This is a genomic window from Pantoea sp. X85, from assembly GCF_029623675.1.
Taxonomy (GTDB): domain Bacteria; phylum Pseudomonadota; class Gammaproteobacteria; order Enterobacterales; family Enterobacteriaceae; genus Pantoea; species Pantoea leporis.
The window spans coordinates 357,502-381,741 of sequence record NZ_CP121109.1 but is presented as its reverse complement, the minus strand read 5'-3'; the positions used below and the strand labels follow the sequence as shown (position 1 = coordinate 381,741).

The 24,240-nt window shown below is 56.5% G+C and carries 19 protein-coding genes and 1 pseudogene; 13 read left to right on the top strand and 7 right to left on the bottom strand.

The genetic code is table 11. The features are described from left to right. Nucleotides 1-927, bottom strand: a complete 927-nt coding sequence (locus P6287_RS21325) for a LysR family transcriptional regulator (protein ID WP_277975333.1) — start codon at nucleotides 925-927, stop codon at nucleotides 1-3. A 97-nt stretch (nucleotides 928-1,024) separates the two neighbouring features. Between P6287_RS21325 and P6287_RS21320 the strand changes: the two genes are divergently transcribed. Next, nucleotides 1,025-1,888: an aldo/keto reductase family oxidoreductase gene (locus P6287_RS21320; protein ID WP_192412930.1), complete on the top strand. Its 864-nt coding sequence runs from the start codon at nucleotides 1,025-1,027 to the stop codon at nucleotides 1,886-1,888. Nucleotides 1,889-1,975: 87 nt separating this feature from the next. On the opposite strand, the gene P6287_RS21315 is transcribed toward P6287_RS21320, so the two are convergent. Further along, nucleotides 1,976-3,460 (bottom strand): PLP-dependent aminotransferase family protein, encoded by a 1,485-nt coding sequence (locus tag P6287_RS21315; RefSeq protein ID WP_277975332.1) that lies wholly within the window; start codon nucleotides 3,458-3,460, stop codon nucleotides 1,976-1,978. A gap of 109 nt (nucleotides 3,461-3,569) precedes the next feature. On the opposite strand from P6287_RS21315, the gene gabT reads away from it, so the two are divergent. Together gabT and gabP are read left to right on the top strand one after the other, a co-directional pair. After that, nucleotides 3,570-4,832 carry a 4-aminobutyrate--2-oxoglutarate transaminase gene (gene gabT, locus P6287_RS21310; RefSeq protein WP_277975331.1) on the top strand — a complete coding sequence of 421 codons (1,263 nt, stop codon included), beginning with the start codon at nucleotides 3,570-3,572 and terminating at the stop codon, nucleotides 4,830-4,832. Nucleotides 4,833-4,923: 91 nt separating this feature from the next. Next, a complete protein-coding gene (gabP, locus tag P6287_RS21305) occupies nucleotides 4,924-6,321 on the top strand; it encodes a GABA permease (protein WP_192234944.1) in 1,398 nt (465 codons plus the stop codon). Between the two features lie 32 nt (nucleotides 6,322-6,353). On the opposite strand, the gene P6287_RS21300 is transcribed toward gabP, so the two are convergent. Then, entirely contained in the window at nucleotides 6,354-6,680 is a 327-nt protein-coding gene (locus P6287_RS21300; RefSeq protein ID WP_101761446.1) for a hypothetical protein, read from the bottom strand. A gap of 233 nt (nucleotides 6,681-6,913) precedes the next feature. Here P6287_RS21300 and P6287_RS21295 point away from each other — a divergent pair, with 233 nt between their 5' ends. Then, the gene (locus P6287_RS21295; RefSeq protein ID WP_347343285.1) at nucleotides 6,914-8,194 is read left to right on the top strand and encodes a glycoside hydrolase family 10 protein; all 1,281 of its coding nucleotides are present in this window, start codon (nucleotides 6,914-6,916) and stop codon (nucleotides 8,192-8,194) included. A 33-nt stretch (nucleotides 8,195-8,227) separates the two neighbouring features. Here P6287_RS21295 and P6287_RS21290 read toward each other — a convergent pair whose 3' ends face one another. Further along, on the bottom strand, nucleotides 8,228-9,148 hold the full coding sequence (locus P6287_RS21290) for a LysR substrate-binding domain-containing protein (RefSeq protein ID WP_277975330.1): 921 nt from the start codon (nucleotides 9,146-9,148) through the stop codon (nucleotides 8,228-8,230). 146 nt (nucleotides 9,149-9,294) lie between these two features. Here P6287_RS21290 and P6287_RS21285 point away from each other — a divergent pair, with 146 nt between their 5' ends. The 8 genes and pseudogenes from P6287_RS21285 (at nucleotide 9,295) to P6287_RS21250 (ending at nucleotide 16,823) form a co-directional block, all read left to right on the top strand. After that, nucleotides 9,295-10,239 carry a PDR/VanB family oxidoreductase gene (locus tag P6287_RS21285; RefSeq protein WP_225614511.1) on the top strand — a complete coding sequence of 315 codons (945 nt, stop codon included), beginning with the start codon at nucleotides 9,295-9,297 and terminating at the stop codon, nucleotides 10,237-10,239. Then, nucleotides 10,236-11,435 carry an amidohydrolase family protein gene (locus tag P6287_RS21280; RefSeq protein WP_192412921.1) on the top strand — a complete coding sequence of 400 codons (1,200 nt, stop codon included), beginning with the start codon at nucleotides 10,236-10,238 and terminating at the stop codon, nucleotides 11,433-11,435. Before P6287_RS21285 ends, P6287_RS21280 begins: the two co-directional genes overlap by 4 nt. Then, on the top strand, nucleotides 11,425-11,880 hold the full coding sequence (locus P6287_RS21275) for a RidA family protein (RefSeq protein WP_192235591.1): 456 nt from the start codon (nucleotides 11,425-11,427) through the stop codon (nucleotides 11,878-11,880). The genes P6287_RS21280 and P6287_RS21275 overlap by 11 nt, the downstream gene beginning before the upstream one ends. A gap of 14 nt (nucleotides 11,881-11,894) precedes the next feature. Continuing rightward, the gene (locus tag P6287_RS21270; protein ID WP_277975329.1) at nucleotides 11,895-12,773 is read left to right on the top strand and encodes a creatininase family protein; all 879 of its coding nucleotides are present in this window, start codon (nucleotides 11,895-11,897) and stop codon (nucleotides 12,771-12,773) included. Between the two features lie 9 nt (nucleotides 12,774-12,782). Beyond that, the gene (locus P6287_RS21265; protein ID WP_137386931.1) at nucleotides 12,783-13,754 is read left to right on the top strand and encodes an ABC transporter substrate-binding protein; all 972 of its coding nucleotides are present in this window, start codon (nucleotides 12,783-12,785) and stop codon (nucleotides 13,752-13,754) included. After that, a pseudogene (locus P6287_RS21260) lies at nucleotides 13,751-14,584 on the top strand (ABC transporter ATP-binding protein). The gene P6287_RS21265 and the pseudogene P6287_RS21260 overlap by 4 nt, the downstream one beginning before the upstream one ends. Beyond that, complete coding sequence (locus P6287_RS21255; protein WP_101761439.1) at nucleotides 14,581-15,381, top strand: ABC transporter permease; 801 nt, start codon at nucleotides 14,581-14,583, stop codon at nucleotides 15,379-15,381. Before P6287_RS21260 ends, P6287_RS21255 begins: the two are co-directional and overlap by 4 nt. Nucleotides 15,382-15,434: 53 nt before the next feature. After that, a complete protein-coding gene (locus tag P6287_RS21250; RefSeq protein WP_277975328.1) occupies nucleotides 15,435-16,823 on the top strand; it encodes an FAD-binding oxidoreductase in 1,389 nt (462 codons plus the stop codon). A gap of 55 nt (nucleotides 16,824-16,878) precedes the next feature. On the opposite strand, the gene P6287_RS21245 is transcribed toward P6287_RS21250, so the two are convergent. Beyond that, nucleotides 16,879-18,735, bottom strand: coding sequence for a hypothetical protein (locus tag P6287_RS21245; protein WP_277975327.1), 1,857 nt, complete (start codon nucleotides 18,733-18,735; stop codon nucleotides 16,879-16,881). Nucleotides 18,736-19,055: 320 nt separating this feature from the next. Beyond that, nucleotides 19,056-21,035, bottom strand: coding sequence for an autotransporter domain-containing protein (locus P6287_RS21240; protein WP_277975342.1), 1,980 nt, complete (start codon nucleotides 21,033-21,035; stop codon nucleotides 19,056-19,058). Nucleotides 21,036-21,484: 449 nt separating this feature from the next. On the opposite strand from P6287_RS21240, the gene P6287_RS21235 reads away from it, so the two are divergent. Beyond that, nucleotides 21,485-22,771 carry a PAS domain-containing methyl-accepting chemotaxis protein gene (locus tag P6287_RS21235; RefSeq protein ID WP_277975326.1) on the top strand — a complete coding sequence of 429 codons (1,287 nt, stop codon included), beginning with the start codon at nucleotides 21,485-21,487 and terminating at the stop codon, nucleotides 22,769-22,771. Nucleotides 22,772-22,809: 38 nt separating this feature from the next. Here the strand turns inward: P6287_RS21235 and P6287_RS21230 are convergent, their stop codons facing one another. Beyond that, the gene (locus P6287_RS21230) at nucleotides 22,810-24,138 is read right to left on the bottom strand and encodes an FAD-binding oxidoreductase (RefSeq protein ID WP_277975325.1); all 1,329 of its coding nucleotides are present in this window, start codon (nucleotides 24,136-24,138) and stop codon (nucleotides 22,810-22,812) included. Nucleotides 24,139-24,240 lie beyond the last annotated feature (102 nt).

The following is a 24,240-nucleotide window of genomic DNA, read 5'->3' as shown; positions in this document are numbered from 1 at the left end:
TTATCGGCTTTTTTTCGCTTCTGCACCTGAATTCAGTTCGCGCACATAATCCAGAAACGCCTGTAGCGGCGCCGGAATCAACCGGCGATCGTTGTAATAGAGCCAAAGGCCAGAGAAGCTTTGCCACCAATCCGGCAGAATCGGCTGCAGGCTGCCATCATTCAGCGCCGGTCTGATCCAATCCTCAAATAAGTAGACCATGCCGCAGCCAGCGATTGCCGCTTCTACCGTCAAGTCCATCGCCGCGCCGATACTGCAAATCAGCGGACCTTTCGGCTGCAAGCGCACGGTTTCCTCGCCGCAGGTAAATTCCCATTCGGCAATCACGCCAGTCGCATAGCGTCCGTGTAAACAGCGATGCTGCACTAAGTCGCGCGGATGCTGTGGTTTACCGAACTGCGCCAGATACGCGGGAGATGCCGCCAGGGCAAAGCGCTGGGTGCGCGGACCGATTGGCAGTGCCACCATGTCTTGCTCCAGATGATCGTCGTAACGAATGCCGGCATCACAACTATCGCGGAACACATCCTGCACATTACTTTCCGCCACCACTTCCAGCTGGATATCGGGATAGCGCTTTAGAAATCCCGGCACAATCGCCGGTAACACAATGCGCGCGGCGCTCACCGGCACATTTAAGCGCAAGGTGCCGCCCGGCGTATCGCGGAACGTGTTCAACGCATCCAGCGCCGCATCCATTTCGTTCATCGCCGGAAGCAGGCGCGACATCAGCGCCCTGCCGGCTTCTGTTAACGCCACAGTGCGCGTGGTGCGATTAAACAACCGTACGCCAAGTTGCTCTTCGGCACGCCGCACCGCATCACTTAAGCGCGACGGATTACTGCCGGTTATGCGCGCCGCCTCGCGAAACCCGCCTGCTTTGGCCACTGCCACCACCGCGTGCAGCAAGGCAATATCTAATGCCATTGTTCGCTACCTCGTACACTGTGTCCTGATTTGTACGGATAGTCGCACAGCGTTTTGGCGATTACAATCTAACCACACACTGACGAAGGAGCTTTCCATGTCTCATCCAGCATTGACTTACACCCTTGGCGACCGCCAGGTTGCACGACTCGGTTACGGTGCCATGCAGTTAGCCGGTCCCGGCGTGTTTGGTCCGCCGAAAGATGAAGCGCGTGCTTTACAGGTGCTGCGCGATGCGGTCGCAGCAGGCGTGAATCACATTGATACCAGCGACTTCTACGGTCCGCATATCACCAATCAGCTGATCAAAAAAGCGTTACACCCTTACGCCGACGATCTGGTTATCGTCACCAAAGTAGGCGCGCGCCGCAACGATAAAGGCGGCTGGTTACCGGCATTCACGCCAGAAGCGCTAACGCAAGCGGTGGAAGATAACCTGCGCAATCTTGGGCTTGATGTGATGGAAGTGGTTAATCTGCGTTCGATGCTGGACGTGCACGGACCGAAAGAGGGTTCGCTGGAGCCGCAGGTTGAAGCGATGATCAAGCTAAAAGAGCGCGGGCTGGTTCGACACATTGGTCTGAGCAACGTGACGGCTAAACAGGTGGCCGATGCCCAGGCGATGACGCCGATCGCCTGCGTGCAAAATCTCTATAATCTGGCCAATCGTCAGGATGAGGCGCTGCTCGACCAACTGGCAGCGCAAGGCATTCCTTATGTGCCGTTTTTCCCCCTCGGCGGATTTTCACCGCTGCAATCGGATCAGCTGAGCGAGGTAGCGATTGAGCTCAATGCTACGCCGCTTCAGGTGGCGCTGGCGTGGCTGCTGCAGCGTTCGCCTAATATTCTGCTGATTCCGGGAACGTCATCGCCGGAGCACCTGAAGCAAAACCTGGCGAGTAGCGAAGTGACACTTACGCCAGAAATTGTGCAGCGGCTAAACACCATCGGCCAGCGATAGAGCACCCTTCGTAGCGGCGCCATTTATTGCGCGTGTTTTGCCATATACATTGCGCAACAAATTGCGCCGCTACGGATTATTCACTGTTTAAATGATTTTTGCCTCGGCCAGACAACCTTTGAGAATACCAAACGCATCCTGACACTGCCGCTCATCGACGCAGGCAAAACCCAACAGCAAGCCGCGCCGCTCCTGCGGATGCATATAATATTGCGACAACGGCCGCACCTTAACGCCGCGCCGTAGCGCCAGCGCGGCGACCGCCACATCGTCGCAGCCGGTTGGCAGATTCATTACCAGGTGCAATCCCGCCTCATGATTCACTACCGGCAGAAAATCGGCGCCCAAATAACGCTCAATCAGGCTCACCATAAAGCGCCGCCGCTGGCTGTAGAGCTTGCGCATGCGGCGAATGTGCGACATGTAATGCCCTTTTTGGATGAACTCTGCCAGCGCGCGCTGCACCAGCAAATGCCCGCCGCGATAGAGTTCCGCCGCCGCCACACGCAGCGGCTGCGCCAGCGCTTTTGGCACCACCAGATAACCGAGACGCAGCGCCGGATAGAGCGTCTTGCTAAAAGTGCCCATATAAATCACCGGCGCATCCGGCTCAAAGCCTTGCAACGACGGGAACGGCTGGCCGGAGAAGCGAAACTCGCTGTCGTAATCATCTTCCACCAGCCAGGTTTTGTGTTTGCGCGCCAGATCGAGCAGCTGCTTGCGCCGCTCCAGGCTGAGATGCACGCCCATCGGATATTGATGTGACGGTGTCACGAAAATCATCTTCGGTGCGCGACTGCGCGGCGGCAAATCGGGGATCAATCCCTGCTCATCCACCGCAATGGCATTGATTTTCAGTCCGTTGATGCGTAGCAGATTGCGCGTCCCCCAATAACCAGGCTCTTCGATCCACACCAGATCGCCGGGATCGCACAACACGCGCGAAACCAAATCCACCGCCTGATGAATCCCTTCAGTGATGATGATTTGGTCGGCATCGGCGCGTACCGAACGCGCCACGCTCAGGTACTCCGCCAGCGCAGCACGCAGCTGTGCGCAGCCGCCATTGCTGCTGTAAATCAGCCGTTCAATATCCGGTTCACGGTTCAGACGCGCCTGAATCTGGCTGAAGAGTTTATGCGGGAACTGCGTGACATCCGGCGCGCCGGGCACAAAAGCGCCCCACTGATACGGCGAGGCATTGGCATGGCCGAGCAGCGAAGCGCCGCGTTTGGAAATCGCCGCCGGTTTCGCGCTTAACGTTTCGATCGGCGCCACGTTGCGCGGCGTGTTCAGCGATCCCTCCGGCAAATTTTCTGCAATCCATGTTCCGCTGCCGGTACGCGCCGTGACGTAGCCTTGTGCCATCAAATTCTCATACACGTTCAACACCGTGTTGCGCGACACCGACAGCTCGCGCGCCAAATCGCGCGTGGCGGGCAGGCGCGTGGCGCGCGGAAAAATGCCTTCTGCAATAGCGGCTTGCATACAACTCAGCAAACGCTGCTGCAACGTCCCTTCCGGCATAAACTGCATGCGCTCTAATACATGATCGGCGTACAAACTTCGCAATTGGCTCCCCTCTTTTCACTGAAAGTGGCTCTGGCAAGATAACTCAGCGCAGGCATAAATAAGCGTGTTTGTCGTGATTTGTAAAGACGCTTATCGCTAAGGAAAGGTTATGGAAGGTAAAAACAGCCAGTTGCAGCAACGTAAAGATGATGCCCTGCCACGCGGCACCGGCAATCTTTGTCAGTGGTATGTAGAGCACGCGGAGAACGCCACGCTGCGCGATGGTGAAGGCAACAGCTGGATCGACTTCGCTGGCGGCATCGCGGTGCTGAACACCGGGCATCGCCATCCGCGCATCGTGCAGGCGATTGCCGATCAGTTAGAGAAATTTACCCATACCGCATTCCAGGTGACGCCGTATGAGAGCTATGTGGCGCTGGCGGAACGCCTCAATCGCGTGGTGCCGATTGCCGGTAAAGCCAAGACCGCGTTCTTCTCCACCGGCGCTGAAGCGGTAGAAAACGCGGTAAAAGTAGCGCGTGCGGCTACGCGTCGCCACGGCATCATCACCTTCGGTAACGCCTTCCACGGTCGTACTTTTATGACCATGGCGATGACCGGCAAAGTGGCCCCTTACAAACGCGACTTCGGTCCGATGCCCGCGTCGGTGTGGCACGCGCGCTATCCCAACGGCGTCACCGGCATCAGCGTTGATGATGCGCTGGCCAGCTTGCAGGATATTTTCACGCAGGACATCGCGCCACAGGATGTTGCGGCCATCGTGCTGGAGCCAATTCAGGGCGAAGGCGGCTTCCACGTCGCGCCGCCTGAATTCTTCAACCGCCTGCGGTCGCTGGCCGATGAGCACGGCATTCTGCTGATTGCCGATGAAGTACAAACCGGCTTTGCCCGCACCGGCAAATTGTTCGCGATGGATCACTATACGGTGAAACCGGATCTCATCACCATGGCGAAAAGCCTCGCGGGCGGCATGCCGTTATCGGCGGTCAGCGGCCGGGCCAAGATTATGGATGCGCCGGGTTCAGGCGGCCTGGGCGGCACCTACGCTGGCAATCCGCTGGCGATTGCCGCGGCGCATGCGGTGCTGGACGTGATCGCCGACGAGAAGCTGTGCGAACGTGCGCAACAACTCGGTACGCAGTTAACCGACTTCCTGTACAGCGCACGAAGCCAGTGTTCCTCCATCACCGACATTCGCGGCCTTGGCTCGATGATTGCGGTGGAGTTCGCCAGCGCGCAAACCGCGCAAACCATCCAGCAACACGCGATGGCGCGTGGGCTGCTGCTGCTTACTTGTGGCCCGCAGGGCAATGTCATCCGCTTCCTCTATCCGCTCACCATTCCTGATGCGCAGTTCGGCCAGGCGCTGGAGATCCTCAGCAGTGTGCTGAGTCAACACGCCGATTCGTAACAATCTACCCAGCTCGCGCGGCGGGCTGGGCTTCTCACCTGTTGTAACCCGGCTGCGCGTCGCGCGGCCTGAGAGACGCTTTGGAGAAACATTGATGAGTTCACAGAATGCCGATGTACTGGCGCAAGGCCTGAAGCCGCGCCATGTACGGATGTTATCGATTGGTGGCGTGATTGGTGCCGGATTGTTTGTTGGCTCTGGCCATGCGATCGCCGAAGCCGGTCCGGCGGTACTGCTGGCCTACATCGCCGCGGGCGCGTTGGTGGTGCTGATTATGCGCATGCTGGCAGAAATGGCGGTGGCGTCACCGGATTCCGGCTCTTTCTCCACCTACGCCGACAAATCGCTGGGCCGCTGGGCCGGCTTCACCATCGGTTGGCTTTATTGGTGGTTCTGGGTGTTAGTGATCCCGCTGGAAGCCAACGCCGCTGGCACCATTCTGCATTCGTGGTTTCCGCAGGTTCCGGTGTGGGAATACACGCTGGCGATCACCACGTTCCTGACCATCAGCAACCTATTCAGCGTCAAAAACTATGGCGAGTTTGAATTCTGGTTCGCCCTGCTGAAAGTGGTGGCGATTGTGGCATTCCTCTGCGCGGGAAGTTTAGCGGTATTCGGTTTGATGCCGGGCAGCAGCACGCAGGGAATTTCACATCTCTATGACACGCAAGGCTTTATGCCTAACGGCATCGGCGCGGTGCTGGCGGCCATTCTGACCACTATGTTCTCATTTATGGGCACCGAGATTGTCACCATTGCCGCCGCCGAATCGCGCGAGCCGAAGAAACAAATCACCCAAGCCACCAACTCGGTGATCTGGCGCATCGCGCTGTTCTATCTGCTGTCGATCTTCATCGTGGTAGCGCTGGTGCCGTGGAATACGCCGTCGCTGATGAAAGCCGGTTCTTACCAGACAGCGATGCAGATGATGAACGTGCCTTACGCTAAGCAGATCGTTGATGTGGTGGTATTGATTGCGGTGTGTAGCTGTCTCAATTCTGCGCTGTATACCGCATCGCGCATGATCTATTCGCTTTCACGTCGTGAAGATGCGCCTGCCGTCGCGTCGCGCACTACACGCAGCGGCACGCCGTGGGTAGCGGTGTTGCTCTCCACGGCGGCGGCCTTCCTCGCGGTGATCGCTAACTATCTGGCGCCGAGCGCAGTATTTGAGTTCCTGCTCGCCAGTTCCGGCGCCATCGCGTTGCTGGTGTATCTGGTGATCGCCGCGTCTCATCTGGTGCTGCGTAAAAAGCGCGAAGCGCGCGGTGAAATCCTCAGCTATCGCATGTGGCTATTCCCTGGCCTGACGTGGGCGACGATGGTGTTCATCGTTGGCGTGTTGGTTGCCATGCTTTTCAACCAACAACACCGTCCAGAGATTATCGCCACCGGCCTGTTGACGCTGGGTGTCGTCGCCGCCAGCCGTATTGTGCATCGCAAACGCGTGGCGCGGAAAAACGAGGAGATGGTGGCGTTACGTTCGTAACGCATGACTTCCAGGCAAGGATGCCGCGGAACTTAGTCGTACTGCACGTCGATGCTGATGGCTTCTTCCTGCACGTTGAGGTTTATCGCGCATTTACGCCACACCGGCAGACCGTTGGTCATATTGTTATCCACGAAGTACTGCTGAAAATCTTTCAGCGCCTCCGAGAGATCGCCTATCGCGCGCGCATCGGGTTCAAACCAATCCGGTTCACCGTTTTCATCGATGTAATCGAACTGAAACTGCCCGCCATCATCGTCCGCAAACAGTTCAGCCTGAACGATCAATTCCCGCGCACCTTGCGGGCCACAGCTAAAGATGATCTGGCCGATACGGCGATAAAGGTCTTCGTATTGCATAGGTTTTGGGTTCCTCAAATAAATTTACTGCGTGCAACTCATTGCGACGCTACAAAATCCCGTACTTATCAGTAGCGGCGCGATTCATCGTGCAAACCATGACACCATTATTGACTTTAGTTCGCATGATAAGAGAATGAGGCTCTTCGAACAGAAAGTTGCAAAAAAGGGAGTTTATCATAGCCTGTTCACATCGTTTTCCCTGGGTTAACACCTATAAAAAATCTGCTGCGCTGGTCGCCATTGCTGTCGCCCTCTCACTGGCCAGTTGCTCCTCGCCACCACCGAAATCACTGGTCACGCCGTTGCCGACGGTCACCAAACCGCCAATGCCGACTAAACCAGCGCTGAGCAAAGAACCGGTACGCGGCGTGTGGCTCACCACCGTTTCACGCCTCGACTGGCCGCCAATCAATTCCGTGAATGTCAGCCCGGCCAACCGCATCCACCAGCAGCAACAGGCGTTGACCGATAAGCTAGATAAACTGAAAAGCCTCGGCATCAATACGGTATTTTTCCAGGTAAAGCCGGATGGCACCGCGCTGTGGCGCTCCAGCATCTTGCCGTGGTCAGATATGCTCACCGGCAGGATTGGTGAAGATCCCGGCTACGATCCGCTGAAATTTATGCTGGATGAGGCGCACAAACGCGGCATGAAGGTGCACGCGTGGTTCAACCCATATCGCGTCTCGACCAACGTCAAACCTTCCACGGTTAACGCGCTGAATAATACGCTTGCGCTGCAACCGGCCAGCGTATTTGTGCTGCATCGCGACTGGATCCGCACCGCCAGCGACCGCTTCATGCTCGATCCCGGCATTCCCGCCGCACGCGACTGGATCACCAGCATCGTTGCGGAAGTGGTGTCGCACTATCCGATCGACGGCGTGCAGTTCGATGACTATTTCTATACCGAAACGCCCGGTTCAACCCTCAACGACAGCGCCACGTTCCGCCAGTATGGTCAGGGTTTTGCATCGAAAGCTGACTGGCGGCGCAACAACACGCTGCTGTTAATTGAGCAGGTGTCGCGCACCATCAAGCAACTGAACCCGAACGTAGAATTTGGCGTCAGCCCGGCAGGCGTGTGGCGCAATCTGTCGCATGATGCGGCGGGCTCCGACACGCGCGGCGCGGCCGCCTACGACGAAGCCTACGCCGATACGCGTCGCTGGGTGCAAATGGGACTGCTGGATTACATCGCGCCGCAGCTTTACTGGCCGTTTGCGCGCCAGGCCGCCCGTTACGACGTGTTAGCCCACTGGTGGGCGGACGTGGTGAAGCCAACGCATACGCGGCTCTATATCGGTGTGGCACTGTATAAAATCGGCGAAGCGTCGAAAAGCGAACCTGACTGGACGGTGAATGGCGGCGTGCCGGAGCTGAAAAAGCAACTCGATCTCAACGAGTCGCTACCGCAAATTAACGGCACAATTTTGTTCCGCGAGAATTACCTTAACCAGCTACAAACCCAGGATGCGGTGAATTATTTGCGCAGCCGTTGGGGCGGTTAACATTATCGTATGGTCGCCATTCATGGCGACCGATTACACCAACAGCTCCTCACTCTGCATCAGCGCAAAAAACGACTCCAGCTCGCGCAGCATCATTGAAGCAGCAATCGAAAGCTGGCGCTGCGGCGCAACACACAGCGACAAGGTAAACGGTTTCAGCACCGTATCGATCAGCGGGATAAACTTCAGTTCGCCGCGCCGATACTCATCAACGATATCCAGCCAGCACATCAGGCTAATCCCCACATCATCACGCACCAGCGAACGCAGCATATGAATGTTATTGGTGCGCGCCACTTCGTTGATCTTAATGCCCGAACTGTTGATCAGCGCCTCCAGCGGATCGGCCAGCATCAGCGGCGCGGCGGGCACGATAAATGGCCAGGATTCGCAGTGGCTGAAACGGATCGACTCCAGATTGGCCAGCGGATGTTGACTGCTCACCACAATACCCAGACGTAAATCGGCAAACGACTTCACCAGCAACTCGCGCGAACTTTGCGGATTAAGCATGATGCCGAAATCCGCATCGCCCGAGGTCAGTGCATTGGCGATGTGGATGTTGCTCATGGTGGTCAGCGTGAAGGAGATGCCGGGATAGTCGCTGCGAATGCGCTGCAAAATCGATGAAAAAAAGCCGCGATTAATCGCATCAATGGTGGCGATATGCACATGGCCGTGACGTAATCCGCGCAAATCATCCAGCTGCGTGCAGACGCGGCCAAAATCCCGCTGCCAGTTTTTCGCCGCATTCAGCAGGATCTCACCCGCCGCAGTCATACGTAATCCTGATGGATGGCGCTCAAACAGCGGCATATCCAGCTGTTCCTCCACGCGCAGAATCTGCCGATCGATGGACGATGCCGAGACATGCAGCACCTCAGAAGCCTTACGCAGCGAACCCTGGCGGGCCACCTCAGTAAAATAGAGCAGAAATCGGGAGAAGGCGAACATAAGGGGTGCTCTCTTTTTTGCAACGCATCATGCGAATTAAACAGATGGACGCTTACACATGGGCAAAATAATAATCGCTGCCATGATAAAAACAAGGGTTTGCGCGGCCTTCCAGCTGACGACATCCCTGCTCAGGCAGATAGACGATGAAATCCAATCCTCTCGTCGTCACCGTCATCGCAAAGCAGTTCAACGGTGCAGGCAATGTGTTACTGACGCTGGCGAATCGCAGCGGGCAGCCGCTGCCTGCTTTCACGCCCGGCGCGCACATTGATGTCATTATTCCTGACGGCGGTAAACGCCAGTATTCACTCTGCTCTGCGCCAGCCGAGTATTATGAAATCTGCGTACGTCTGGATGAGTGTTCAACCGGCGGATCGCGCTGGCTGCATCAGCAGTTAACCACCGGCGATAAGCTAGAGATATCCGCGCCACGTAACCACTTTCCGCTGCCGCACGCGTCGCGCACGCTGCTGTTTGCCGCCGGCATCGGCCTGACGCCGCTGTTGGTGATGGCCGAAGCACTGGCGGCGCGTCAGGCGGATTTCACCCTGCACCTTTACCTGAAACACGCCGACCAACTGGCTTTCAGCCAACGTCTGCACAATCTCGGCACGCGCGTGGTCATCCACTACAGCAGCGAAGGCGACAGCCTGCGCCAGCGCGTTCCCGAAGATCTCACCCAGCCAGACAACGCTGCGCTGGTGTTCTGCGGCCCGGCGGGTTTTATGCATCATCTGCAGCAGCTGGCGTTGCAACATGGCTGGGACGAAGCACAGCTGCACAGCGAGCGCTTCCAATCCACATCTTCGCTGATGGCTGGCGCTGCCTTCGAAGTGCAGCTCGCCTCCTCCGGCGCACGCTTTGCCGTGGGCGAGCAACAAACCATCGCTGAAGTACTTGAAGAAGCAGGGATTGAGATTGAACTCTCCTGCGAACAAGGCATGTGCGGCGCCTGCATCACCGGCGTGTTGGCGGGCGAGCCGGATCACCGTGATGATGTGCTGAGCCAGCAAGAGCGTGCGGCCAACGATTGCATCGTGCTGTGCTGTTCACGTGCGCGTTCACCTTTATTGGTACTGGATCTATGAGCGGCTATCCGGGTGCGACCGGCGCACGTTTACCCCGCTGGCTGCTGCCAGAAAACTGGCCTGAAGCCAACAATCAACCGCAGCTGGCGACCTTACATTTCCACGCCGCGGGCCTGCAATTCGAACCCGACCATGCAGCAGCACCCGCTGATTATCTGCCGCTTCACGGCGCGCTGGTGCTGCCCGCGTTTATCGAACCGCACGCGCATCTGGATAAAACCTTCACTATTCAACGCAGCCCGGCGCAACAGCCCGGTTTGCTGGCCGCGATTGCTGCCATGCATCAGGACCGCGTGCACTGGAACACAGCAGATCTGCAGCAGCGCGCTACGCAGGCGCTGCGCTGGGCGGTAGAAGCTGGCGTCGGTTTGCTGCGCACCCACATCGACTGGTTCTCCGTTGATGCACCATTAGCGTGGCAAGTGATTGGCGATCTGCACCATCCGCTGTGCAGCATCGAGCGCGTGGCCCTCGCGCCACTCACCTTCTTTGCCGACGCCAGCGATGCGCAGCATATTGCCGCGCAGGTCGCGACCAGCGGTCCGGGCGCGCTGTTGGGCGGTTTTATTCACAGCAGCAACTGGGATGCGCAGGCGTTTCAGCATCTGATGGAAGCCGCCGAATTGTGGCAGCTGGATATTGATCTGCATATTGATGAAGAACTTAATGTCGAGGCGCAGGGATTGCGCTGGCTGGCGCACTATTTGCAGCAGCATCCATTTAGCGGCGCGATCACCTGCAGCCACAGCTGCGCGCTGGCGCAGCAGGACGATGCGCAACAGATTCTTGCCTTACTGGCGCAACACAATGTGACGTTAATTGCGCTGCCGCTCACCAACCTGCTGTTGCAGGACGCGGTGCCCGGCCGCACGCCGCGTTTGCGCGGTTTAACGCTGGTGAAAGAGGCGCAGGCGCTGGGCATTCCGCTGCTGCTCGGCGCAGATAACGTGCAGGACGCGTTCTGTCCGTTTGGCAGTTACGACCCGCTCGATACGCTGTTCAGCGGTTTGCTGAGCCTGCAACTGGGCGCGGCCTTTGATCAGGCCTCCGCGCTGATCTGCCAACGCCGCGCGCTGCTGGCCAATGATTTGGTGATTTTTCCGCATGCCGATGTGGCGAGCTGGCCGTTGCGTCAACGTCAGCGCTATCGGCTGAAAAGGGGTGTGTGTTATGGAGAAACAACAGATGGCGCTTGATGCAGGAGCGGGAAAACCGCTGGCGAAATATGCCGCGTGGCGACGCGCGGGTGACTTCATTTTCCTCTCCGGCATTATTCCGGTGAATCCACAAACTGCCACCATTGTGCGCGGCTACGACGACATTCCCGCAGCGGCGCAACAGCTGCTTGGCCGCACCGGCGAGTTCTCCACCGATATTAAAGAGGGGCCGATTCTGGCGCAGAGCTGGTACGTGCTGGAGAGCATCCGCGCCACCATCGAAAGCGCCGGCGGACAGATGAGCGATGTCTTCAAACTGGTGCAGTATTTCCGCAATCTCGACCATTTTCCCCACTACAGCCGGGTGCGTAAGCAATTTTTTCCCGATGCGCCGCCGGTTTCTACCGTGGTGCAGGTGAGCGAGATGCTGCCGAGTCCGGACGTCTTAATTGAAGTTGAAGCCACGGCGTGGTTGCCGCAATAACACGAGGAGTTGAAATGTTGCATGGTTATATTCCGGCAAACCGCTTTTTGCCGTACCTGAGCTGGACCGACATCGCCACGCTGGAAAATAAAGCCAACACCGTGATCGTGCTGCCGACCGGCGCGATTGAGCAGCACGGCCCGCATTTGCCGTGTGCGGTGGATAGCGTGATCGCCTCCGGCGTGGTCGGCCATGCGCTGGCGCGTTTATCGGCGGAAATCCCGGCCTACGCCATTCCGCCGATCACCTACGGCAAATCGGATGAGCATCTGCATTTTCCCGGCACGCTAACGCTGACCGGCGAAACCCTGCTGCATACCATTCTGGAGATTGGCGAATCACTCTATCGCGCCGGTTTTCGCAAGTTCCTGATGGTTAACGGCCACGGCGGCCAGCCGCAGCCGTTGCAGATGGCAGCGCGCGAACTGCGTCTGCGCCACGGCGACATGATCATCATCATGCAAGACACCTTTAAAGTGCCGAACTGCGCGGAAAGCTTTATGGACGACAAAGAGCGGCAGATGGCGATGCACGCGGGACATGCCGAAACCGCGCTGATGCTGGCGCTGGCGCCCGATACCGTGCAGATGGATAAAGCGGTGGCTAATTATCCGCCGGCATTCCCCTGCCCGACGCTTTCGACCAACAAACCGATGGCGGCGTGGGCCTCCTATGATTTCGGCCCAAGCGGCGTGATTGGCGATCCTTTGCCCTCCACACCGGAGCAAGGCGCGGCCATCCTCGATTCGCTGGCAGAAAGCTGGGCGCAGGTGATTACCGAAGTGCACCAGATGACATGGGTAACCCGCGCCGAACCGGCGTGGGGCACCGGCCAGTGGCAAGGCAAAGTATTAGATCACCACGACGCAGCCGCCTTTTTAACACCTCGCTAGGGAATAACGATGAAAAAAACATTGAGCACCGTTGCCGCGCTTGCGCTGGCACTCTCGGCCCCGAGCATGGCGGCAGAGAAATTCACCTTTATGACCAACTGGTATGCGCAGGCCGAACACGGCGGCTTCTACCAGGCGCAGGCGCAGAATCTGTATCGCGATGCCGGCCTTGATGTCACCATCAAGATGGGCGGTCCGCAGGTGCATACCATGCAGCTGATGGCGGCCGGTCAGGCCGACTGCATCATCAGCGATAACATGCAGGCGCTGGAAATCTGGCAGCAAGGCGTGCAGGCGATGCCGGTTGCCACCACCTTCCAGCACTCGGCGATTGCCTTTCTCACCCATCCGGATGTGAAAAACCAGGCCGATTTGCAGGGCAAAACCTTCCTGCTGGCGGCGGAAGCCTATACCTCATATTGGCCGTGGGCGCAGAGCGCGCTGAAGCTGAAAAATGCCCGCGTGCGTCCTTACACCTTCAGCATTCAGCCGTTCCTCGCCGATAAAAATCTGGTGCAGCAAGGCTATATCACCTCCGAACCGTTTGCGGTGCAAAAAGCCAATGCGCAGGCCAATGTTTACCCGATCAGCGATTGGGGTTATCCGCCGTACGGCAACAGCATCGTGTGCATGAAATCGACCATTGAGAAACGGCCGGCTGCGGTGGCGGCGTTTGTGAAAGCGTCGATGCAGGGCTGGAAAAACTATCTGCAAGATCCTGCCGCTGGCAACGTGCTGATCAAGAAAGAGAACCCGCAGATGAGCGATGAACAGATCGCTTTCGGCATTGCGCAGATGAAGAAATACCAGATGCTGACCGGCGGCGATGCGCAAACCGGTGGCATCGGCATCATGACCGAAGCGCGCCTCAAGCAAACCTGGCAGCTGCTGGTCGATACCAAGCTGATCGATGCGGCCAAAGTACCGTTTGACGGCAGCTACACGCTGAAATTCATCCAAGACGTCAAGGTTCTGCCATGAATAGCGCCAGCCATCTAACGCTGCTGCATCCCGATGCGCAAGCGGTGCCGCGTTCTGCGGCGCCAGCGGCGATTGAGGTGCTGTCAGCGGAGAAAATTTATCCCAACGGTACGCGCGCACTGCTGCCGGTCGATCTCACTATTCGTCAGGGCGAATTTGTCTCGCTGCTCGGCCCGTCCGGCTGCGGCAAAAGCACCTTGCTAAAGATGATCGCCGGGCTGATTGAACCCACCGATGGCAAGTTAATGCTGTTTCGCCGCGATCGGCGGGAAAATCAGCGCGATCTGCCGCTGTCGTTTGTGTTTCAGGAAGCGACGCTGATGCCGTGGAGCAACGTGCACAAAAACGTGCGTCTGCCGCTCGATTTGGCGGGCGTGCCGCGTGCCGAAGCGGACACCCGCGTGCGCGAAATCCTCTAACTGGTCGGCCTCGGCCAGTTTGGTCACGTATTGCCGCGCGAGCTTTCCGGCGGCATGCAGATGCGCGTGTCGATAGCGCGCGGCCTGGTCACGCGCCCGAAGGTGCTGCTGATGGATGAGCCGTTTGGCGCGCTGGACGAGATCACCCGCAATAAGCTGGACAGCGATCTGCTGGATTTGTGGCAAGAGCAGAAGCTGACGGTGGTGTTTGTCACCCACTCAATTCAGGAAGCGGTATTTCTGTCGCAGCGGGTGATTATGATGGCGGCGCGCCCCGGGCGCGTGGTAGATGACATCCGCATTGAAACCACGTTACCGCGCGACGATGAGTTTCGCGTCAGCCAGGATTTCACGCATTATGCGCAAAAGCTGCAACGCGGCCTGCTGGCGGCGAGCAAGGAGAGTCAATGATGAAACCGTTAGCAAGCCATCGGCAATTTCAGCAGTGGCTGTTTCCCGCCATCGTCGCGGTCGCCATGCTGCTGCTGTGGCAGTTTCTGGTCACCACCTTCAAGGTGCCGGTGTTTCTGGTGCCGTCGCCGCTAGTGGTGGCGCAAAGTCTGGTGCAGAACTTCCCGACGCTGTTTATGTCATTGCTCTACACCCTGAAAATCACCGTTATCTCCTTTGCGGTGGCGATTGTGATTGGTTCGATTGTGGCGTTTCTGCTGGTGCAAAATCGTTTTATTGAGACCGCCCTTTTTCCCTACATCGTGTTCTTGCAGGTGACGCCGATTGTCGCTATCGCGCCGCTGATCATCATCTGGGTGAAAGACACCACGCTATCGCTGGTGGTGTGCGCCACCTTAATGGCGGTGTTTCCAATAATCTCCAATACCACGCAAGGTCTGCGCAGCGTGTCGCCAGGATTGCTGAGCTATTTCCGCCTTAATCATGCGTCACGCATGCAGATTCTGCTGCGCCTGCGTATTCCTTCAGCGCTGCCGTACTTCTTTGGCGCGCTGCGCATCTCCAGCGGTTTGTCGCTGATTGGTGCGGTGGTGGCAGAGTTTGTCGCTGGCACCGGCGGCACCGATACCGGGCTGGCGTACCAGATTTTGCAGGCCGGTTATCAGCTCAATATCCCGCTGATGTTTGCCGCGCTGCTGCTGATTTCACTGGCAGGCTTCCTGCTGTTCGCGCTGATGTCGTGGCTAACGCGCCGCGTGCTGGCGGCATGGCATGAGAGTGAATTGAGCCCCAGTTAAGAAACACGCATGCGCCGTAGCGGCGCACTAACCCTTTCACACAGGAAATAAACATGTCTGATTCCGAACGCCAGTCTGCACTGGCGGCGCTGGTCGCGGCGTTGCCTGAACTCGACTGGATCAAAGAAGCGCCGAAGGTCAAACGTCTGTCGCGCGATTTCCACTGGTTCAGCCCGGTCTTGAAACCGCAGCTGGAAGCGAAGTTTGCCGAACTGGCGGTACGTCCGCGTGATGAACAGGAGCTGGCGCTCATCGTCGCAGCCTGCGCCAAACAGCGCGTGCCACTCAATCTGCGCGGCGGCGGCACCGGCAATTACGGTCAGCTGATTCCGCTGCATGGCGGCTTGATGGTTGATATGACGCGTCTCAACGCGGTGACCGCCGTCGGCCACGGCACGGTGCGTGCGCAGGCAGGCATTCGCCTTGGCGACCTCGAAGCGCATACGCGTCCACTTGGCTGGGAGCTGCGCTGCATGCCCTCCACCTGGAAACTGGCGACGCTCGGCGGCCTGTTTGGCGGCGGATTTGGCGGCGTAGGTTCGATTAATTACGGTCCGCTGGCCGCGCCAGGCAATGTGTTGTCGGTGCGCCTGATGACCATGGAAGAGACACCGCGCATTATCACCCTGCAAGCGCCGGATGCGCTGCTGCTGCATCACGCGTACGGCAGCAATGGCATCGTGCTGGAGATTGAACTGGCGCTGGCACCGCGCCACGACTGGATCGAACGTCTCGACACTTTCAACGACTTCCCTACGGCGATGGCCTTTGCCGATGCGCTGGCCCGTTCGCCGGGCATGGTGAAGCGCCAAATTGCGGTGTTCGCGGCGCCGGTGCTTGATTACTTCAGCGATCTGGCCGATGCCGATGTGGCGGGCAAACATGGGGTGATTTCCGTGGTGGGCAGCGAAAGCGACGGGCTGTTACCTGCGCTGCTGAGCCAGCATGCGGGCCGCAATGCGCTGCATTTTGCCGCAGGGGAAAATAGCGGGCATTCGCTGATTGAATATTGCTGGAATCACACCACGCTGCAGGCGCTGAAAATCGATAAGACGCTAACTTACCTGCAAACTGCTTACGCGACGGATAATTATTTGCAGCAGGCGCTAACGCTGGAAGCGCAATTATCCGATGAGGTGATGTCGCACATTGAATTCTTACGCGATATGAACGGCAGCATTACCTGTAGCGGTTTACCGCTGGTGCGTTATCAGGACGAAGATCGCCTCAACGCGATTATGGCTATTTACCGCACGAATGGCGTGAAAATTAATAATCCACATGTGATTCATATTGAAGATGGCAAACAGGGCATGGTGCGTGCTGATGTGGTGGCGATGAAACGCGCCTGTGATCCCCACAATTTATTAAATCCCGGCAAATTGCGCGGCTGGGAAGTACGCGATACGTTACCGGATGTGCATATCCCTGGCGTGAATTAACCACGTAGATTTTATTATTGTCGAGCCAGCAACCTCGATTGCTGGCTCTATAAAATTAATAGGGATCGGTAGCACTATGCAATTCAATACTGCGCTCCGCTCCATTGACTCGAACTTTTAAGAACCGACGCGTTCTCCATGTTCCATCGGGATTTTGCACGCTCTTTTCGAACACCGGACCATGCAATAACAACTCTTTGTTGTCGTTGTACCCAAAGCCAACTTGTTTATTACCAATCCAGTGCTGTTCAAAGGCAACAACTTTCTCCGCATCCAGTCTGGTGCTCTCTTCGGCGCTACAGGCCGTGAAACTTTTACGGAAAATAAAGCAATTTCCAGCCTGGTATCGGTCTTTGCCATTGGTATCGACTAGCGCAATGGAATAGGCGGTAAAGCCCGCAATTTTCACATAGAGTTTGGTTCGGGCACCATTACCCGAAATATGCACTTTGGTCACCGGACTGGAACCCTCGCCGTACCAGCTGCCAATAGAATCTGCACCATTTCTTGCCTGCAGATAGATATTTGCCACGCCTTCCGGCGTACGGCTACTAAAGTCAGTTTGGGTTGCACTTTGTGAGAGGAATTGTGCGGTGCCAATAATTCGCACATGTATTTGCGAGTTGGCATTAGAGAAAGCGAATTCCCCGACATAAAACCACTGTTCAGCCTCCTTCCCCTGATTATCCATGTGATATTGCGAGGAGATATAGTCATAACTCAGTGAACCTTGCGCAACGATTCCCCAATCCGACATTTCCAGTACGCCACGATCGCCTTCACCGATAAGCGTCCACGGCTCAATACCTTCGGTACTGTAATCGAATCCGGCACTTTGGTTATGAATACTTTTTTGAATAATAGTGGCGCGGCAATAACCCAGTTTTAATGGGTTATCGGTGGATTCAATCGCTAACCCCTCAATCACCCACTGGCCATTGGAGAGATCACCGGCAAATTCGGAGTGTTCAATCCAGCCGTTGCGAATAAAAGATTGCGTACAGCGCGGTAAATCCAGCACCGGCTTTTTGGTGCCGCCCTGCAAATTAAAATTGGAGAGTTCAATTGCCGTTGAGTGATCCCAGGCGCCTTCTACCCGACCGGACCAACGAGCATAAACAATGCTGTCCTGACAACCACGGGAATAGAACTGGTCGATTTTACAATCCAGCGTATCGATAAGATCAAGCGCACGTCCGCCCAAATAGCGGAATTCCATACTGCTGACGCGCAAGAACTGGCCGCCGATAATGGTGTTGGCATAGAAACCGACATTATTGAACGCCGTGCCGCCATCACCACCGCTGTCCGAACTCTTGCCTTTCACAACCAGCCCAGAAATTTCGGCATAGCGTGCCTGCACTTTAAAGAAATGTTGACCACGAGGTTTGGTATCCCAGTCGAAAAACAACGTCGTTGTTGGAAAATAACCGAAATTGACCGCCGCACCGGTCACCTTAAAACGGTTAATTTCTTTATCTGAGATATCAAACGTCGACATACTAAATTCGCCCGCAGTAAAACGTATCCCTGCTGATGGCAGCACGCGCTGCGACCAGTTAAACATACGTTTTACCGCCTCGATGCAGTCGGTTTTCCCGTCAGGCACCGCGCCAAAATCCAGCACGGTGACCGAGTTATAATCCAGTATCACCCTTTTCCAGCGTTTCTTTCCCGCTGTCACAATCACCAACCCACCATCGTCTGGCGATGTGGTATCTGTTGCGTCATAAACAAATACGCCGCCGCCAGCTTTAGTTCCGCGCTTATATTCCAGCACCGTAGCGAGTTCACCGCCGGTGGTAGGTTCGGTGGCTTTGAGCTGTTCGATATCTATGACCTGAATAACCGGTGCCGCCGCCGTGACACTATTTTGTGGTGTGGTATTCGTATTGCTGGACGCATTCGCCATGGTGTACCCCTTAACTATTAAGAGAAAGTAACTGCACCATCGAGTATAAGTAACTGAAAATTAATGTGTTGATGCGTACCACTCTAACTGGGGCATTTGACTTATGTGATTTTTGCATGGCCAGACAACAATTTGATTAATGGAAAAAAGCGTAGCGGCAGCGAGGCGATTTACAGATTAATCGCAGACAACTTCTTTATTTACATGGCACGAAACAGGAGAGGTTACGCGGAATTACAAGGTTGATTGCTAAGCAGAGAAAGCATTTGTGATCGTTATAAATTAACAGGCCAGCAACTAACAGTTACTGGCCTGCATGCTTAGAACGTGGCGCTCACACCGACATTCCAGGTCACCTGATGATAATCGCTATTCCCACCGACGGTTGAAACCCCGGCAAACGCATTCACCGTTTCGCCGAGCGGCACGTTGGCACCCAGCGACAGATCCAGCCAGTTTTTATCGCGCGCCTCGACGCTGCGTTCAAACGAAGTACGCGTTGATTTCAACCCGGCACGCACCGTGGAATCGGTATCGCCAAACTGATGGTTGTAGCTCACCTGTGCCCAGGGATTAACCACCCACTGTTTGCTGTCGATGCGCCAACCCACTGAGCCAATCTGTGAATGGGTGGTTTGATCGGAGTAGCGCATTGCGGTACTGCTGTCGCTGTTCTCGCTATAGCCGCCGACGCGACCGTAATCCAGCGCGTAACTGGCAACCGGCCCGGTGCTGAGATTTTCAGTAATTGGCAGCGTCCAGCCAGTCTGCACGCGCATGCCGAGCAATTTACCGCTGGTGCTACCCTGCTCGGTACGTTTGGCCGGGCCGATGTGGATATCACGCTCGATGCTGTCGAAATCGAGATCGGCATAATGCAGATCGGCGTTAATCCAGCCCTGATCGAACACCGTCAGCTGGCTGTAAAGCGCCACCAGATTGCCGCGCAGTTTGTAGTCGTAGTTCGACGAAGGTTCCTGGCGCTGATTGGTGTTGGAGAACAGCACACCCGTTTGCCAGTTGTCGGTGATCTGATAGCCGATACCCAGCGTTAAGTTGGTGGTGTTGGCATTTCCGTCGCTCCAGCTGTCGCCCTGATAATCGACATGTTGCCCGGCATAGCCGCCAAATACCGTGAACTTTCCGGCGCTGGCGGGCTGTTGACGCTGCTGCTGCAAATGTCCATCCAGCGTGTTTTGCGTATCACGCGCCATCATCAGTGGCGATTGTGATAACGCCGCCACCTGCGCTGGCGCATCCAGAATCGACTGGATGTAATCGGCAATCATCGCGTGCACCGCTGGGCTCGGGTGCAGACGATCGGCAAACAGATAATCCTGCGCCGTGGAGAAGCCCGGCGTGCTGGATTGACACTCATCCGCTGAGGTGCCAATCGGACAAGCGATGCCAATGGTGTTGGTTAAGCCATATTGGGTTGGATTGGCGATCACTTCATCGAACAGCCCGGCGATATCCACGCGCACAATATTGCCATTCAAGGTCGCCAGCCCCGCTTCTTCCTGCTGGTTATAACCGTCGGAGAGCGCCGTGACCTGCTCGCTCAGCTCCTGCCATGCGTTATAAAGCTGTTGCGCCAGCGCGTCACGCACCGCTGGAACCGACGAAACTTCGCCTGCCGCTTGCGTGAAGGCATCCTGCACCGCTTGCTGTCGCGCGGCTTTATCTGGCGTGGTCACGCCATCCAGTGACTGAAACGCCGCCACCATCGCTGGTGTGGCTTCACTTCCCAGCACGCGCAGCACGGTTTGAATCATATAGGGCGTTGAGCCGAGCTGCGGCACGGTGGGCACAATCACCGCGCCCGCGCCGGCATCCAGCAGGGTTTTAATTTGCGCAACCGATTGATTGGCGCTGTTGCTGATGGTTTCACTGGCGGTTAAGGGATTGGTGACGGCAACGGCGATGTCATTGGCACCGACCCAATGAATATACAAACCGTTGCTATCCGCGCGACCGCCGGTTGAAGCGAGATAACCCGCCAGTTGGTCCTGGGTGTTTAAATCAGGATCGAGCTTGGGTACCGAAACTGCGCCACCCTGCGCATAATTGCTGCCGCCTAACGTTGAGCGCTGTAAATCCTCCCCCAAATGCGCGGCAAGAATTTCATCATATAAAGGATGTTGTGCACCGTTGAAGGTAAAGCGGCCTACGTTGCCGCTATCACTCAGGCTATCGCCAAACACGGTCAGGCTGTCCCACGCCAGCGCAGGTGCGGGCGTCAATAACGCAGTGAGTGTGGCAATGGCGACGGCAGAAAGCGCAGATTTGTGGTTGTTCATCATCAACTCCGTGATGGGCCAGAGATGCAGCGTCTGACCGGCAAAAGGTAAGGTCCGCGCATCAAGCGAACCCGCAACATCGCATCAGGAATGCGTTAAGAAAATATCAAGGACGTTTAACTGTTTAGTCAGGAAGGAGGCGTTATGCCAGTTTGCAGCGGCAAATAAACTTAAGTTTATTAACAGCCCTTTTACATGCATTTAAATTAAACCTTTAAATAAGGCCGCCGATAACTCGTATTGCGGAGTGCGAATACGCTCTGAGCGGTACATTTCGAAAACATCAGGTAGGTTAATTACATACCCCGTGCGGCGCTGCGGCGCACAGAGACACTTAAGTGTACGGCGAAGGGGAATCTGCGGGCAGCTCAGGTGACGCATGTTGAGCGTGACCAATTTTGCACTGCACGCATTACGTTCAACAGCACAATAATCACCTGAGGCTTCCCATGTTTGGTGTGAAAAAGTCGAGTCTTTCTTTGCCGTTTTATAAAAGTGGCGATGTGGCTAAAGATATCAATGCGATCAAACAGCATGTGGCATGGATTGAATTTACGCCTAACGGCGAGATTCTCACCGCCAATCACCTCTTCCTTGCCACCACCGGCTACCAGTTGAATGAGATTCAGGGGAAGCATCACCGCCTCTTCTGCAGCCCGCAACACAGCCAATCCTCGCGCTATCTCGCCTTCTGGCAAACGCTGGCGTCTGGCGAATCGGTGACCGGCATTTTTGAGCGCTTCAATAAGCTAGGTCAGCGTTTCTATCTCAGCGCCACCTATTTCCCGGTGAGCGATGACAAAGGCCAGGTTTACAAAGTGATCAAGGTGGCATCGGATATCACAGAACGTCATCAGGAGCTGGAGCATAAAGAAGCGGTGATCACCGCGCTGGATCTCTCCATGGCGGTGATTGAGTTCACGCCGGACGGACAAATCCTCACAGCCAACAGTAACTTCCTTAAGCACATGGGATATGAGCTGGCTGCGGTTATGGGACAGCATCATCGCATGTTCTGCTTCGATAACTTCTATAGTGAAAATCCCGACTTCTGGCGCAAAATGGCTAAAGGCCAGCACTTTGTCGGCCGCTTCGAGCGCAAAACCGCCAGCGGCGAACGCATCTGGCTTGAGGCCAGCTACAACCCGGTTTATGACGCCGATGGCAAGGTGTACAAGGTGATCAAAATCGCCTCAGATATCACCGCGCGCGTGGAAGCCGCCAAGCGCGTGGCCGACATCGCGCTGACGACCTCTGAAGAAACGTCACAAATTACCGACAACGCCAACGAGGTGCTGGACGAAACCATCCGCAACTCCGGGTTGGTGGCGCTGCAGGTTAATGCAGCAACGGCGATCGGTGGCGAGCTTAACGCCTCGGCGAAAAGCATTAGTGAAGTGGTCGAGACCATCAACCTGATTGCCTCGCAAACCAATATCCTGGCGCTGAATGCGGCAATTGAGTCTGCGCGCGCCGGTGAAGCGGGACGCGGATTCAGCGTGGTGGCGGGCGAAGTACGACGTTTGGCGGCGTCCACCTCCAGCGCGACTAAGCAGATCACGCAAGTGGTGGAACACAACGCCAGCCTGATTGCGCAAATGGAGCAGCAGCTTAATGAGGTCAAGCAGTTTGTGGTGACCGAGCAGGATAAAATCAGCGTGTTGTCACGCAGCCTGCGAGAAATTAACAGCGGCGTACATGAGTTTGTGAACGTGATTCATCGGTTGGATGTGTAATGTTCGGCCGGTGTGCAACAACGCGCACCGGCCAACCCTCACATCATCTGCGGTTCACGGATCGCCTGACCTTTGGCGAACCGCGCCAGGCTGTACGGCTTCACATCAGTGAACAGCGGTTTGTTATTGACCATCTGCGCGCATAGCAATCCTGCGCCTGGCCCAATACCAAAACCGTGGCCGCTGAAGCCGGAGGCGATAAATAAGCCCGGTATGCTCGTCATCTCATCAATCACCGGCACCAAATCCGGCGTGGTATCAATCCAGCCGCCCCACGCGTAATCCACCTTAATGCCGTTCAACTCCGGATAGAGCTGCACCAGCGCCTGCATCGCTTCCTGCACAATGCCGTTATCCGCTGCCGGATCGAGGGTGCGGATCTTTTCAAACGGCGACTCGCTTTGATTGGACCACGAACCGGCGGCTTCCGGGCCGTTGAAGAACGAGCCGTTGATGCGCACCTTGAGCTTCTTAGCGATCTTGCTGCGATACATCGCATAGAACCTGGTGGCGTAACGGATATTTTGCGGCGAGAGATCAATCTGCCCGCGTCCGGCGAGCGCCACGGTGTAGCTGCCATCCTGACGACGGCGAATACATAACCCGCCGGTGCTGAGACAGCCTTTGATCACTTCAGGCGCCGCCGTGGTTTTGAACGCTGTGCCCAGGATATTGGCGCTCGGCAGTTCAATGCCATATTGCTTGCAGAAGCGCGAACTCCACGCGCCACCGCAGCAAATCACGCGGTTGGCTTTCACCAGACCGCGCTCGGTCCAGACGCCGGTGACGCGTCCGCCAGTTACATCGAGACCGCGCACCGCGCAGTTTTGCTGGATTGATGCGCCGAGATTTTTCGCGCCAGTCGCCATCGCCGGCGCTGCCAGCGACGGCTCTGCGCGTCCATCGCTGGGCGACCACACGCCGCCAATCCATGGCGCATTGTTGCCGATGCGCTCGCGCGTCTCTTGTGCGGTCATCAAATGGCTGACGAAACCCAGTTGCTGCGCCTGCTTGCCCCACGCTTCCCAGCGCGCCAGATCGCTTTCACTCTGCGTGCCGTAAGTAATGCCCTGCCGCGAGAAGCCGAGATCGAGGCCAATTTCACTGCTCAACTCGTCCCAGCGCTGCAAACTGCGCATCGCCATCGGCAGTTCGTACAGGTCGCGGTTTTGCTGGCGAACCCAGCCCCAGTTGCGGCCGGATTGCTCGCCGCCGATCACGCCCTTCTCAAACAGCGCCACGGAAACGCCCTGCTTTGCCAGTTCGTAACTCACTGACGTGCCAATGATGCCGCCGCCAATCACAATCACATCAACGGATTCGGGAAAGCGTTCACTGTCTGCTACTGCATTGATTTTGATGCGCATCGTCTTAAATCCTGTCCGCTTTTTATTGATGTAACCATATTTAATGTTTTAGGGGAAATGCCGTTTAATTCCGTCTTTATGACACTTGCCCCTTTCGTAAAT